At 75.8% G+C, this 12,638-nt stretch carries 12 protein-coding genes; 6 read left to right on the top strand and 6 right to left on the bottom strand.

What is annotated here, in order from left to right; genetic code table 11:
• Nucleotides 1-160 precede the first annotated feature (160 nt).
• The 4 genes from ABEB07_RS29390 to ABEB07_RS29375 all read right to left on the bottom strand — a co-directional run bounded on the left by ABEB07_RS29390 (nucleotide 161) and on the right by ABEB07_RS29375 (nucleotide 4,952).
• Nucleotides 161-1,393: an MBL fold metallo-hydrolase gene (locus ABEB07_RS29390; RefSeq protein WP_345671111.1), complete on the bottom strand. Its 1,233-nt coding sequence runs from the start codon at nucleotides 1,391-1,393 to the stop codon at nucleotides 161-163.
• Nucleotides 1,390-2,640 (bottom strand): aminotransferase class I/II-fold pyridoxal phosphate-dependent enzyme, encoded by a 1,251-nt coding sequence (locus tag ABEB07_RS29385; RefSeq protein ID WP_345671110.1) that lies wholly within the window; start codon nucleotides 2,638-2,640, stop codon nucleotides 1,390-1,392. The genes ABEB07_RS29390 and ABEB07_RS29385 overlap by 4 nt, the downstream gene beginning before the upstream one ends.
• 314 nt (nucleotides 2,641-2,954) lie before the next feature.
• The gene (locus ABEB07_RS29380; protein ID WP_345671109.1) at nucleotides 2,955-3,905 is read right to left on the bottom strand and encodes a hypothetical protein; all 951 of its coding nucleotides are present in this window, start codon (nucleotides 3,903-3,905) and stop codon (nucleotides 2,955-2,957) included.
• A gap of 252 nt (nucleotides 3,906-4,157) precedes the next feature.
• Nucleotides 4,158-4,952: an RNA polymerase sigma factor SigF gene (locus ABEB07_RS29375; RefSeq protein ID WP_345671107.1), complete on the bottom strand. Its 795-nt coding sequence runs from the start codon at nucleotides 4,950-4,952 to the stop codon at nucleotides 4,158-4,160.
• Between the two features lie 257 nt (nucleotides 4,953-5,209).
• On the opposite strand from ABEB07_RS29375, the gene ABEB07_RS29370 reads away from it, so the two are divergent.
• From ABEB07_RS29370 to ABEB07_RS29360, 3 genes are all read left to right on the top strand, one after another.
• Entirely contained in the window at nucleotides 5,210-5,611 is a 402-nt protein-coding gene (locus ABEB07_RS29370) for a DUF2795 domain-containing protein (protein ID WP_164585874.1), read from the top strand.
• Between the two features lie 36 nt (nucleotides 5,612-5,647).
• Nucleotides 5,648-6,049 carry a CBS domain-containing protein gene (locus ABEB07_RS29365; protein ID WP_345671106.1) on the top strand — a complete coding sequence of 134 codons (402 nt, stop codon included), beginning with the start codon at nucleotides 5,648-5,650 and terminating at the stop codon, nucleotides 6,047-6,049.
• 78 nt (nucleotides 6,050-6,127) lie between these two features.
• The gene (locus ABEB07_RS29360; protein ID WP_164585872.1) at nucleotides 6,128-6,673 is read left to right on the top strand and encodes a type 1 glutamine amidotransferase domain-containing protein; all 546 of its coding nucleotides are present in this window, start codon (nucleotides 6,128-6,130) and stop codon (nucleotides 6,671-6,673) included.
• Between the two features lie 155 nt (nucleotides 6,674-6,828).
• Here the strand turns inward: ABEB07_RS29360 and ABEB07_RS29355 are convergent, their stop codons facing one another.
• Entirely contained in the window at nucleotides 6,829-7,110 is a 282-nt protein-coding gene (locus ABEB07_RS29355; protein ID WP_176151172.1) for a DUF6158 family protein, read from the bottom strand.
• Nucleotides 7,111-7,167: 57 nt separating this feature from the next.
• On the opposite strand from ABEB07_RS29355, the gene ABEB07_RS29350 reads away from it, so the two are divergent.
• The gene (locus ABEB07_RS29350; protein ID WP_345671105.1) at nucleotides 7,168-8,286 is read left to right on the top strand and encodes a baeRF2 domain-containing protein; all 1,119 of its coding nucleotides are present in this window, start codon (nucleotides 7,168-7,170) and stop codon (nucleotides 8,284-8,286) included.
• A 96-nt stretch (nucleotides 8,287-8,382) separates the two neighbouring features.
• Here ABEB07_RS29350 and ABEB07_RS29345 read toward each other — a convergent pair whose 3' ends face one another.
• Nucleotides 8,383-10,002: an ABC-F family ATP-binding cassette domain-containing protein gene (locus ABEB07_RS29345; protein WP_345671103.1), complete on the bottom strand. Its 1,620-nt coding sequence runs from the start codon at nucleotides 10,000-10,002 to the stop codon at nucleotides 8,383-8,385.
• 124 nt (nucleotides 10,003-10,126) lie between these two features.
• Between ABEB07_RS29345 and ABEB07_RS29340 the strand changes: the two genes are divergently transcribed.
• Nucleotides 10,127-11,620, top strand: coding sequence for a bifunctional phosphatase PAP2/diacylglycerol kinase family protein (locus tag ABEB07_RS29340; protein WP_176151169.1), 1,494 nt, complete (start codon nucleotides 10,127-10,129; stop codon nucleotides 11,618-11,620).
• Nucleotides 11,621-11,770: 150 nt separating this feature from the next.
• Nucleotides 11,771-12,592, top strand: coding sequence for a class I SAM-dependent methyltransferase (locus tag ABEB07_RS29335; protein WP_345671102.1), 822 nt, complete (start codon nucleotides 11,771-11,773; stop codon nucleotides 12,590-12,592).
• The last annotated feature ends 46 nt before the right edge of the window (nucleotides 12,593-12,638 follow it).

Here is a 12,638-nt window from a genome sequence, read left to right as displayed (position 1 = left end):
TCATCAGCGTCTCCGACGGCACCTCCCGGGCCCGGTGACACCACCCCCCAGGTCATCCGTTCGACAGGGGGCAACAGTCATGCCGGGCCCGGAGGCCAGCGGCCCCATTGCGGAACCGCGGAAAACATAACGGGGCGGTCGTCCTCGGGCCTCCGCCCCGTCACTCCAGCACGCGGGACGCGCCGACCGGCAGGTCCCACAGGTCCTCGCGGGGCAGGCCCGCCTTCTGCCAGGCGACGCGGACCCGGGTGAGGGGTTCCAGGACGGGTTCGGCGGACAGCACGAACGTGCCCCAGTGCATGGGCGCCATCCGGCGGGCGCCGAGGTCCCGGGCCGCCTGGACGGCCTCCTCCGGGTCGCAGTGGACGTCGCTGAGCCACCAGCGCGGGTCGTAGGCGCCGATGGGCAGCAGCGCGAGGTCGATGTCCGGGTAGCGGTCGCCTATCCGGGAGAACCAGTGGCCGTAGCCGGTGTCGCCGGCGAAGTAGACGCGCTGCCCGTCGGGCGCGGTGAGCACCCAGCCGCCCCACAGGCTGCGGCAGGTGTCGGTGAGGGTGCGCTTGGACCAGTGGTGGGCGGGCACGAAGTCGACCCGGACTCCGGCGAGTTCGGCCGCCTCCCACCAGTCCAGCTCGGTGACGCGGGTGAACCGGCGGCGGCGGAACCAGCGGCCGAGCCCGGCGGGCACGAACACCGGGGTGTCGCGCGGCAGTCGGCGCAGCGTGGGCGCGTCCAGGTGGTCGTAGTGGTTGTGGCTGATGACGACCGCGTCGATCGGCGGCAGCGCGCTCCAGGGCACGCCGACGGGGGTGACGCGGGCCGGGGTGCCGATGATGCGGCGGGACCAGACCGGGTCGGTGAGCACGGTCAGCCCGCCGATCCGCACCACCCAACTCGCGTGCCCCGCCCAGGTGACGGCCACGGTGCGGGCGTCCACCCGGGGCAGCGGGCCGGGTTCGTACGGCAGCAGCGGGATGTCGGCCAGGCCCTTCTTGTCCGGCCGTACCGCGCCCTCGCGGGCGAACCGAGCCAGCGCCTTCAGGCCGGGCAGCGGCGCGGTGAGCCGGTCGTGGAAGCCGCGCGGCCACGTCCGGTGCTCCCCCGGCGGCCGGGGCGGGGCGGGTGGCGGGTACGGCGCGGGGCCGGCGGGGAGCGGGGGCGCGAGGGTGGCCGCGGCCGCGGCGATCGGGTCGTCCGGTATCCGTGCGGCGGCCGGGGCGGCCGGACCCGCGGCGGTCCTGGTGGGGGTCGGGTCGGCCGGACCCGTGGCGGTTCTGGTGGGGGTCGGGTCGGCCGGACCCGTGGCGGTTCTGGTGGGGGTCGGGGCGGTCGGGCTCGAACCCGCTCTGGTGGGGGCCGGGGAGGTCGTGGTCGGCTCGGACTGCTGCGTCATCGGGGATGCTCCCATCGCTGAGCGTCGTCGCGAAGTTCGTCGAAGACCGACTTCCAGGTGATCAACGTGCCGCGCACGTGCGGCAGTTCCAGCGGCTCGGGCGACCGCAGGCACCGTTCGCGCTCCTCGTCGGCGCCGCCGAGCAGCGCCGCCGTGGGCAGCCGTACGCGCAGCGCGGCGAGGTCGTCGCCGAAGCGGTGGCCGCCGGGCGCGGGCGCGGCCAGCCGGGCGCCGAGGAACTCCTCCAGCTCCTGCGCGTCGCCCACGCCGCGGGCGACGAGCGCCGGGCGCAGCGGGCCGAGGTCGGCGTAGAGGTGGCGGCCGGTCCGCGGCGGCCGGGCCAGCGCGCCCGCGCCGACCACGACGGCGTGCGCGGCGGCGGCCAGGAGCGCGTGCAGCCGCACGGCGGCGGCCACCCGCTCGGTGACGGGGCCGGGTTCGTCCAGGGCCCACGCGGCCGCCGCGGCGACCGGTTCGGCGATCCGGGCGTCCAGCGCGGTGAGCACGTCCAGCACCCGTGCGCGCAGCGCGCCGCCGGTCGGTCCGGCCGGGAACCGGGCGACGGCGGCGGGCCAGCCGCCGGGCAGCAGCGCGCCGGCCAGGTCGGTGACGACGGTGACCCGTTCGGGCAGCATCTCGGCGGGGCTGACCAGCACCGTCCCGTGCGGCGCGTGCACGGTGTCGCGCCAGGTCTCGTCGCTGACCAGGTGCAGCCCCTCGGCCGCGGCGGCCTCGACGGTCTCGTGCAGCACCTCGGGCGGGGCGACGGTGGCGGTGGGGTCGTCGGCGACGGACAGGACCAGCAGCCGCGGGTCGCCGCCCTCCGCGCGCACCCGGCGGACGGTCTCCAGCAGGGCGTACGGATCGGGGACGCCGCCGGACTCGGCCGGGGTGGGCACGGAGAAGGCGGGTCGGCCCAGCAGGCGCGCGTACGGCGCCCACCAGGCGGCGCACGGCCGGGGCACCAGGACGTCGCCGCCGAGCGCGGCGGTCAGCGCGAGCAGCAGGGCGGGGGCGCCGGGGGCCGCGGCGAGGCGGTCGGGGCGGGCGGCCAGGCCGCGGCGCAGCCAGTAGCCGCCGGCCGCGTCCAGGAGTTCGGGGCAGCCGCCGATCGGTCTGTCCCGGATCCGGCCGGCCGCCCCGGCCAGCGCGGCGGACAGCTCGGGCAGCACCGGCAGCCCGTCCCCGGGGAGGGCCGAGGGCCCGTAACGGACGGGGCCGTGCCCTTCCCGCTCCGTCCGCCGCATCGATACCTCCGCGCAGTCCCTGGTGCCGTGTCCTGTTCGCCGGTGCGGTGCCTGGTCGCCGCGCGGACGCGCGTTCCCCCGGGCCGCCTCGGCCCCCCTCGGGTGCGTCCTTCGCGGACCCGTCCGCCGGTGGCGGTCGCTTCCGTACGGCGAGGGCCGGTACGGCCGGGGCCGCCGCGCCCTCGGCGGTGCGGGTACCCCGCCGGGGGCCGTCCCATGGGTCCCAGGGGCCACGGGAGGGCGGTCGGGGGCGTTAAGGGCCGGGGGTTCGCGTCCTGGGCGGGCGTCGGGGAGCGCGGGTGCTCCCCGGCGGGTCAGTCGTCCGCCCCGCGCCGGCGCCACAGGCGGTGCGCCGCGCCGCACAGGGACACCGCGATGAGCGCGAAGCCGCCGATCAGCGCGGGCAGGGACGCGGTGAACGAGCCGCCGGTCCCGGCCTGCACGCCGTGCTGGGACGCGGACCCATTGCAGGCTCTGCCGCCCGCGTCCTCGCAGTCGCGTCCCCAGCCGTGGTCCTGGGAGGCGGCGCCGTCCCCGTCGTCGCGGCCCGGAGGACGGGAGGGCGCCCGGGTGGGCCGGCCGCCGACCGGATCGGACGCGGCCGGGGCGGGTGTGGCCGGGGCGGGTGTGGCCGGGGCGGGCGTGGCCGGGCCGGAGGTGGCCGGGGCGGCCGTGCGTGAGGGAGTGGGCGCGGGGGCGCGGGTCGGGGTCGCGGCGGGGGCGCGGCTCGGGTCGGTCGCGGAGTCGTCGCGGGCGGCGGAGCCCTGGCGGGCGGGGTCGTTGGCGAGGGCGTCCCGCAGGATCGGGTCCTGGGACAGATCCTCGGGCGCGTCCTGGGACGAGTCCGGCGCGAGGCCCTGGACGGCGCCGTCGGCGGTGTCGCCGCCCGAGTCGCCGGGCGCGGCCCGCTGCGCGGCGGCACGCTCCCGGTCGGCGCCGTCCCCCGCGACGGCCGGACAGGAACCGGACACGGCGCCGTGCGCGGCGAGCGGTGTGGCGGCCGAGAGCTCGCCGCCCGGCGCACAGCCGACGCGCGGAGCCGTGGCACCGAACGGACCGTGCGCCTGCCGGAGCGCCACGGCGGCGGTGGGGCCGGACTTCCGCCGGAGCGCTACGGCGCCGGGTGGGCCGGAGTTCTGGCGGAGGGCGTCCGTGCGGGGTGGGGCCCCGGTCGCCGGGATCGCGTACGCGGTCGTCGCGGCGGAGCCCGCTATGAGGCCGGCCAGGACGACGGCGGACAGGGCGCGGGGGCTGGTTCGGCGCATGGCTGGGCTCCTCGGACCGGCGGCGCGGGCGGCACGGCGTTCGTGCCCTCCGTAGCCATGACAGCCCCTGATCCCACGCTCCGCGCGCGGCCGAGCCCCATTGGCGGGACACCGACGACCTATCGGGTGACGCCCACGCGACCGCAAGGCCCTCCGCGACGGCCGGTCCGCCCCCGGGCAGAACGCGACGCCTCCGGCCCGCCGAGGTCCGGGCGGACCCGAGGGCCGGCGCCCCCGCTCCGCCCGGCGGGGCTACGCCGCGTCCCGCAGCACCTGTTCGCGCAGGCGGTCGCAGCAGCGGGTGATCAGGCGGGAGACGTGCATCTGGGAGATGCCCAGTTCCTCGGCGATCCGGCTCTGCGTCATGTCGTCGAAGAACCGCATGTAGAGGATGGCGCGCTCGCGTTCCGGCAGCGCCGCCAGCCGCGGCTTGACGGCCTCGCGGTCCACGACCGTGTCCAGCGCCGCGTCCGGCGAGCCCAGCGAGTCGCTGAGGGAGTAGCCGTCCGCGCTGCCCGGCAGCTCCGCGTCGAGGGAGAGCGCGGTGAAGCTCTCCAGCGCCTCCTGACCGGCCCGTACGTCGTCCTCGCTCAGCTGCGCGTGCGCGGCGATCTCGGCGACGGTGGGCCTGCGGCCCGGGATGGTCCGGGCGAGGTCCTGGTCGGCGGCGCGCACCCGGTTGCGCAGGTCCTGCACCCGGCGCGGCACGTGCAGCGTCCACATGTGGTCGCGGAAGTGCCGTTTGATCTCGCCGGTGATGGTGGGCACCGCGTAGCTCTCGAAGGCGTGCCCGCGCTCGGGGTCGTAGCGGTCGACCGCCTTGACCAGGCCGAGCGCGGCGATCTGCCGCAGGTCGTCGAGGTTCTCGCCGCGGTTGCGGAACCGGCCGGCCAGCCGGTCGGCCATCGGCAGCCAGGCCTCCACGAGTTCCGCGCGCAGGGCGTCCCGCCGCGGGCCCGGAGGCAGCTTCGCCAGCCGGGAGAATGCCTCGGCGGTCTCGGGTGCGTCGTCGTGCGGGTGGCGCGCCGCACTCGTTCGCATGTCCATGGTGGGTCGCAACTCCCTCGGAGTGCTGGAGGATGGACGGTCACCGAGGGAGCGCGGACGCGGTTCCGGAGGGGCGCGTCGCGTGTGCGGCCTGCCGCGCCGCTCCCACGGACGTGCCTCCGGTCCGAAGCACTGCGTGTGCGCCTGCCCATCCCACCCGGAGGCAAACACGCTTCTTCCGCTTTCTTCCGCTCGTGTCGGCTCGGCCTGCACGGGTACGCGGTGGCCACCCCCGAGGCGAGAAGGTGGAGGGAGACATGCAGCGAGGCAGCGACCGGCTGAGTGTCCACCGTGACGACGAGATGAAGCACGAACTGCAGGGCCTGCTCAGGTCCGGCCACCCCACGCGGAGCGAGGAGTGGCACGACCCGGAGCCGACCGCCGAGGACGACCCGCAGGTGTGGGGCGGACCGGTGGCGCCGGGCGACTCACGGGCGTCCCTGGAGACGGTGCGCCTGGAGCTGGCCCGCAGTCTGGGCCGTACCGCGTTCCCCGCGGGCCCGGCCGAACTGGCCCGCACCCTGCGGCGCAAGAACGCGCCGGACGCGCTCGCCGAGGCACTGGAGCGGCTGCCGCGCAAGGCGCAGTACGCCAACGTCCAGGAACTGGCGAAGGAACTGACCCACACCGAGCGGCCCTCGCGGGAGGACCGCGCGTAGTCCCCGCGGGGGACGGAAAGGCAGGTGGGGCCCGACGTGAGGGCTGAACTCGTCAGGGACGTGATGACCCCGGGCGTGGTCGCGGTACGGCCGGACGCCTCGCTCGTCGAGGCGGCCCGGCTGATGCGCGCCCAGGACATCGGCGGTGTCGTGGTGGCCGACGGGCAGGAGGTCGTCGGCGTGCTCACCGACCGCGACATCGCGGTGCGGGCGGTGGCCGAGGGCCTGGACCCGCAGACGGTGAGCGCGCGGTCCGTGTGCACGCCCGATCCGCTGGTGGTGGGCCCCCACGACCCGCTGGGAGCGGCGGCCGCGCTGATGCGCGAGCACGCCGTGCGCCGGCTGCCGGTCGTCGAGGACGGCCTGCCGGTCGGCATGGTGAGCCTGAGCGACCTCGCCGACGCCTGGGAGGCGGACTCGGCCGACTCGGCTCGGTGAGACGAGTCCCCGCCCGATGAATGAACCGCCGGGGAGCGAGCCGTCCCCGGCGCGCGAACGAAAGGATTCCGAAACATCATGCGCATCGCATTTCTGACCGCGCCCGAGGGCGTCGAGCAGGTGGAGCTGACCGAGCCCCGGAAGGCGGCCGAGGACGCCGGGCACGAGACCGTGCTGGTGTCCACGCAGTCCGGCGAGGTCCAGGGGTTCGACCACCTGGACAAGGCGGACACGTTCCCCGTCGACGCGGTCGTCGGGGAGGTCTCGGCCGACTCCTTCGACGGACTCGTCCTGCCGGGCGGGGTGGCCAACCCCGACTTCCTGCGCACCGACGAGAAGGCCGTCGCCTTCGTGAAGGACTTCTTCGAGCAGGGGCGGCCGGTGGCCGCGATCTGCCACGCACCGTGGACGCTGGTCGAGGCCGACGTCGTACGCGACCGCACGCTCACCTCGTGGCCGAGCCTGCGCACCGACATCCGCAACGCCGGCGGCACCTGGGTGGACGAACAGGTGAAGGTCTGCGGCAACGGCCCCAACCAGCTGGTCACCAGCCGCAAGCCGGACGACCTGAAGGCGTTCTGCGAGACGTTCCTCGACGTCTTCGCCCAGAGCCGGAAGTCATGACCCGCGAGCTGTGACCCGGCCGGCGGCCGTATATACGACCGCCGGCCGGTCCGGCCGGTCGGACGAGTGCCCGTCGGCGCGCCGCAGGAAGCGCGCCGGCGGGCACGACCTTGGGCCGAGCGGGTCCCGCCCGGCCGCGGGGCGGGGTCCTCCCGTCAGCCGCGGGGCGCCGCCGTCTCCCCGCAGCCGCCGCGCTCCCGGGCGCCCTCACGGGTGCGGCCCGCGGCGACCGGCCGGCGCGGATTGCGCCGCAGGTACTCGCCCTCCAGCTGCGCCATCCGCTCGTTGTGGGCGCGCAGCGCGTCGTTAGAGCCGTACAGCAGGGTGTCGTGGCGCGTGCGGTGGATGGTCTCCAGCTCTTTCATCAGCTGCTGGTCGTCCAGCCGGCCCGGGTCCACTCCGGTCATGGTGTCGCCCCGCTCGTCGTGTTCGTTCATGCGGTCCGGGTACCCGCCCGGCGTGCACTACCACCGAACGGCATCCGGGAGGGAGCCATGGATCTCGCCTTTCTGAATCCACTGTACGAACACCCGGGCCCGTGGGCCTCCGTGTACGTCGACACTTCCCGGCACACGGAGGACACCGCCCACGAACTGCGGCTGACCGCCCAGGCGATGGCCCGCGAGCTGGCCCGGCAGGGCGCGGACGAGGCCACCTGCCGGGCCGTTCAGAGCGCGATCGAGGAGATGCGCCACTCCCCCGACCCGCACGGGCGGGCCCTGTTCGCGCGGGCCGGCCGGGTGGTCCTCGACCCGCGGCTGACCCGCCCTCCGCTGGGTGACAGCTGGGCCGAATGGGCGCCGCTGCCCCGGGTGGGACCGCTGCTGGAACTGGCGGGCGAGGACCCGGTCGCGATCGTGGCGTACGTCGACCGCAAGGGCGCGGACTTCGAGCTGCGCAGCGCGCTGGGCCGGGAGCAGGCCGGCACGGTCGTCGGCCGGCAGTGGCCGATCCACCGCACCAGCAGCGCCGACTGGTCCGAGCGGCACTTCCAGCTGAAGGTGGAGAACACCTGGGAGCACAACGCCGCGGAGATCGCCGACGCGCTCAGCGTCTGCCAGGAGGAGACGGGCGCCGACCTGCTGATCATGGTCGGCGACGACCGGGAGCGCGGCGAGGTGCGCGCGCGTCTGCCCAAGCGGCTGCACGACCAGGTCGCGGAGGCCGTCCACGGCGCCGGCAGCAGGCTGCTGGACGAGGACGTGGATCGGATCAGGACCGAGCACGTACGGCAGCGGATCGACGGCGAGCTGGACCGGTTCCGGGCGGCCCGGGCCCCCGACGGCGAGGGCCGCTCCGGGGCCGTGGAGGGGGTGCCCGCGCTGGTCGAGGCGGCCCGCGAGCACCGGCTCCAGGAACTGCTGATCAGCCCGGACGGGGCCGACGCGCACCGTGAGGTGTGGATCGGCGAGGACCCGGACCAGGTGGCGGTGCGGCGTACGGATCTGAAGATCCTCGGCGAGCAGCACTCCTGGCCGGCGCGCGCCGACGACGCCCTGATCCGGTCCGCGGTCACCACGGACGCGGCGGCGCTGTCGCTGGCCCCGGCCGGTTCGGCGACCGGCGGGGACGCGCCGGCCGGCGGCCTGGGCGCGATCCTGCGCTGGAAGTGAGACGCCCGGCGGGGCGCGCCACCGGAGCCCGGTGGCGCGCCCCGCCGCGTACGACCGCACATGACCGCGTGCGCCCCGGGGGCGTGGGCGGCGCGGCTATCGCGCTCGCTCGACCCGTCGTTCGTCCCAGACCGGCTCCGGGGTCTCGCGGAGCCGGCCGTCGCTGCCGAAGACCAGGAAGCGGTCGAAGGAGCGGGCGAACCAGCGGTCGTGGGTGACCGCGAGGACGGTCCCCTCGAACGCCTCCAGCCCTTCCTGGAGGGCCTCGGCGGACTCCAGGTCGAGGTTGTCGGTGGGCTCGTCCAGCAGCAGGGCCGTCGCGCCCGCCAGCTCCAGCAGCAGGATCTGGAACCGGGCCTGCTGGCCGCCGGAGAGCCGGTCGAAGGTCTGCTCGGCCTGGCCGGTCAGCTCGTAGCGGCGCAGCCGGGACATCGCGGCGCCGCGGTCCTGGGAGTGCTCCTGCCACAGGATGTCCAGCAGGGTGCGGCCCTGGAGCTCGGGGTGGGCGTGGGTCTGGGCGAAGTGCCCGGGCACCACGCGCGCCCCGAGCTTCCACGTGCCGGTGTGCGCCACGTCCTCCCCGGCCAGCAGGCGCAGGAAGTGGGACTTGCCGGAGCCGTTGGAGCCGAGGACGGCGACGCGTTCGCCGTAGAAGACCTCCAGGTCGAACGGTTTCATCAGGCCGGTCAGCTCCAGGCCGGCGCAGGTGACGGCGCGTACGCCGGTGCGGCCGCCCTTCAGCCGCATCCGGATGTCCTGCTCGCGGGGCGGCTCGGGCGGCGGGCCGGCCTCCTCGAACTTGCGCAGCCTGGTCTGGGCGGCCTGGTAGCGGGAGGCCAGCTCGTGGCTGACGGTGGCGGCCTGGCGCAGGTTCAGCACGAGCTTCTTCAGCTGGGCGTGCTTCTCGTCCCAGCGCCGGCGCAGTTCCTCGAAGCGGGCGAAGCGTTCGCGGCGGGCCTCGTGGTAGGTGTCGAAGCCGCCGCCGTGCACCCAGGCGTCGGCGCCGGCCGGGCCGGGTTCGACGGAGACGATCTTCTCGGCGGCGCGGGCGAGGAGTTCGCGGTCGTGGGAGACGAACAGGACCGTCTTGCGGGTCTCCTTCAGCCGCTGCTCCAGCCAGCGCTTGCCGGGCACGTCGAGGTAGTTGTCGGGCTCGTCGAGCAGCAGCACCTCGTCGGTGCCGCGCAGCAGCGCCTCCAGCACCAGCCGCTTCTGCTCGCCGCCGGACAGGGTGCGCACCAGGCGCCACTGCGCCGTGTCGTACGGCACGCCGAGCGCGGCCGTGGTGCACATGTCCCACAGCGTCTCGGCCTCGTAGCCGCGCGCCTCGGCCCAGTCGGCGAGGGCCTGCGCGTACTGGAGCTGGGCGGCCTCGTCGTCGACCGTCATGAGGGCGTGCTCGGCGGCGTCGACGGCCCGCGCGGCCTGCTGGACGCGCGGCGGGGCGACCGACACGAGCAGGTCGCGTACGGTCGTCTCGTCCCGGACGGAGCCCACGAACTGCCGCATCACGCCGAGGCCGCCGCCGACGGTCACGGCGCCGCCGTGCGGCTTCAGCTCACCGGAGACGATCCGCAGCAGGGTGGTCTTGCCGGCGCCGTTCGGGCCGACGAGGGCGACCACGGCGCCCTCCCCGACCCGGAAGGACACATCGCCGAGGAGGACCCTCCCGTCGGGCAGGCAGTACTCCAGGTGCGCGGCTTCCAGATGTCCCATGTCCAGGCATTCTGCTGGCCACCGCGCCCCGCGGGCAAACGCATATCCGGGGGACGTCGCACCTTGGCGGCGAGGCGCGGGCCGGGTGCACAAGAAACCGTCGCTTGCGGGTAGCGGTGGCTGTATGAGCCCAGACGTCGACCTCACCGTCCCGAAGACCGGCGCCCACAGCGCCCTGAAGCGGCTGCTCGCCCTGGACAGCCGGCTGTTCCAAGTGGCGGCCGAGCGGAACTGGCCCGGCGCCGAGCCGGTACTGCCGCGGCTGAGCCGCAGCGCCAACCACGGCGTGCTGTGGTTCGCCGCCGCCGCGGCGATCGCGGCGAGCCGCACCCCCCGCGCCCGCCGCGCCGCGACCCGGGGCCTGGCCTCCCTGTCCCTGGCCTCCCTGACCATCAACACCATCGGCAAGCGCTCGGTGCGCCGCGCGCGTCCCACGCTGGACCCGGTGCCGATAGTGCGCCGGCTGGGGCGGCAGCCCATCACCACCTCCTTCCCGTCCGGGCACGCGGCCTCCGCCGCCGCGTTCGCGACCGGGGTCGCCCTGGAGTCCCCGGCCTGGGGCGCGGCGGTCGCCCCGGTGGCCTTCTCGGTGGCGCTGTCCCGGGTGTACACCGGCGTGCACTTCCCGAGCGACGTCCTGGCGGGCGCGGCGCTCGGCGCGGGCGCCGCGTTCGCCGTCCGGGCCCTGGTGCCCACGCGGGCCGGGAGCGCCCCGCCGGCCCGGCCGCGGGCCGAGCTGCCGGCGCTGACCGAGGGCGAGGGCCTGGTGCTGGTGGCCAACACCGCCTCCGGCACCGCCGACCGCGCCCGGGCGCTGCGCGACGCGCTGCCGAAGGCGGAGGTCGTCGAGTGCGCGCCGGACGACGTGGCGGCCGAGCTGGAGAAGGCGGCGGGCCGGGCGCGGGTGCTCGGGGTGTGCGGCGGCGACGGCACCGTGAACACCGCCGCCGAGACCGCCATGCGCCACGGGCTGCCGCTCGCGGTGCTGCCGGGCGGCACGCTCAACCACTTCGCCTACGACCTGGGCGTGGAGGACGCGCGCACCCTGGCGCGGGCGCTGGAACGGGGCGACGGCGTCCGGGTGGACGTGGGCAGCTTCGGCTCGGGCCGCAAGCGGGGCATCTTCCTGAACACCTTCAGCCTGGGCGTGTACCCGGAGCTGGTGCGGGAGCGGGAGCGCTGGTCGGAGCGGATCGGCGGCTGGCCGGCCGGGGTGCTGGCGGCGCTGCGGGTGCTGCGCGCCGACCGGCATCCGCTGCAGGCGGAGTTCCAGGGGCGGTGCCGCCCGATGTGGCTGCTGTTCGCGGGCAACGGCACGTATCACCGCATGGGGCTCGCCCCGGGCCGCCGGCTGGACTTGGCGGACGGGGTGCTCGACGTGCGGGTGGTGCACGGCGGCCGCAGGCCGGCGCTGCGGCTGCTGTCCGCGGCGATCGCGGGCCCGCTCACCCGTTCCCCGGCCCACGCGGCGGTCCAGGTGCGCCGGCTGCACCTGGCCGGCGTCGCCCCCGGCACCCTTCTCGCCTACGACGGCGAGGTGACGGAGGTCGACGACGAGGTGTGGCTGGAGAAGCTGCCCGAGGCGCTGACGGTGTACCGGCCGCTCCCCCACCACTGACCGACTGCCCGCGCGGAGAGAGATTCTGACGCCTCGTCAGTCCGTATCATGAAACGTGAGTCTCATTATTCGGCGCACGCGCGTACCGTGGACGTCATCGCCCGGGGCCGTCGGTCCCGGCGGGGCCAGGTGACGAGAAGGGGTACCGCCATGCCGGAGCAGCAGGAGACCGCCGTCTACACGCACGGGCACCACGAGTCCGTGCTGCGCTCGCACACCTGGCGCACCGCCGCCAACTCCGCGGCGTACCTGCTCGGTTCGCTCAAGCCCCACATGAAGGTCCTGGACATCGGCTGCGGGCCCGGCACCATCACCGCCGACCTGGCGGAGCTGGTGCCGGACGGGCACGTCACCGGCGTCGACCAGGCCCCGGGCGTACTGGAGCAGGCGCGTGCCACGGCCGCCGAACGAGGCCTGGAGAACGTGGAGTTCGCGGTGGCCGACGTGCACGCCCTGGACTACCCGGACGACACCTTCTGCGTCGTCCACGCCCACCAGGTGCTCCAGCACGTGGGCGACCCGGTACGGGCGCTGCGCGAGATGCGCCGGGTGACCAGGCCCGGCGGGTACGTCGCCGTACGGGACGCCGACTACGCGGCGATGACCTGGTACCCCAAGGTGCCGGGACTGGACGACTGGCTGGAGCTGTACGAGCGGGTGGCGCGCGCCAACGGCGGTGAGCCGGACGCCGGGCGACGGCTGCGCTCCTGGGCGCTGGCGGCCGGCTTCACCGACGTCACCGCCACCTCCAGCACCTGGACGTACGCGACGCCCGGGGAGCGGGCCTGGTGGAGCGGGCTGTGGGCCGACCGCACGCTGGCCTCCGCCTACGCCGAGCGCGCCACGGCCGGCGGGCACGCGAGCGAGGAACAACTGCGGGCGGTGTCCGGGGCGTGGCGGGAGTGGGGCGAGCGGGCGGACGGCTGGTTCGCCGTCCTGCACGGGGAGATCCTCTGCCGCAAGCAGGTCTGACCCGAGCCGTACGACGCGAGCAGGCCGGAGCCGTACGGCACACGCG

It is taken from the genome of Streptomyces similanensis, assembly GCF_039543625.1.
Classification (GTDB): domain Bacteria; phylum Actinomycetota; class Actinomycetes; order Streptomycetales; family Streptomycetaceae; genus Streptomyces; species Streptomyces similanensis.
This window is presented reverse-complemented; position numbering and strand designations above follow the sequence as displayed.

Bases quoted from the DNA above. Each gene is read 5' to 3' on its own strand.
- ABEB07_RS29350 (WP_345671105.1), top strand. From the start codon at position 7,168: ATGGATCTCGCCTTTCTGAATCCACTGTACGAACACCCGGGCCCGTGG.
- ABEB07_RS29355 (WP_176151172.1), bottom strand. From the start codon at position 7,110: ATGAACGAACACGACGAGCGGGGCGACACCATGACCGGAGTGGACCCG.
- ABEB07_RS29360 (WP_164585872.1), top strand. From the start codon at position 6,128: ATGCGCATCGCATTTCTGACCGCGCCCGAGGGCGTCGAGCAGGTGGAG.
- ABEB07_RS29340 (WP_176151169.1), top strand. From the start codon at position 10,127: ATGAGCCCAGACGTCGACCTCACCGTCCCGAAGACCGGCGCCCACAGC.
- ABEB07_RS29345 (WP_345671103.1), bottom strand. From the start codon at position 10,002: ATGGGACATCTGGAAGCCGCGCACCTGGAGTACTGCCTGCCCGACGGG.
- ABEB07_RS29370 (WP_164585874.1), top strand. From the start codon at position 5,210: ATGCAGCGAGGCAGCGACCGGCTGAGTGTCCACCGTGACGACGAGATG.
- ABEB07_RS29375 (WP_345671107.1), bottom strand. From the start codon at position 4,952: ATGGACATGCGAACGAGTGCGGCGCGCCACCCGCACGACGACGCACCC.
- ABEB07_RS29385 (WP_345671110.1), bottom strand. From the start codon at position 2,640: ATGCGGCGGACGGAGCGGGAAGGGCACGGCCCCGTCCGTTACGGGCCC.
- ABEB07_RS29390 (WP_345671111.1), bottom strand. From the start codon at position 1,393: ATGACGCAGCAGTCCGAGCCGACCACGACCTCCCCGGCCCCCACCAGA.
- ABEB07_RS29335 (WP_345671102.1), top strand. From the start codon at position 11,771: ATGCCGGAGCAGCAGGAGACCGCCGTCTACACGCACGGGCACCACGAG.
- ABEB07_RS29380 (WP_345671109.1), bottom strand. From the start codon at position 3,905: ATGCGCCGAACCAGCCCCCGCGCCCTGTCCGCCGTCGTCCTGGCCGGC.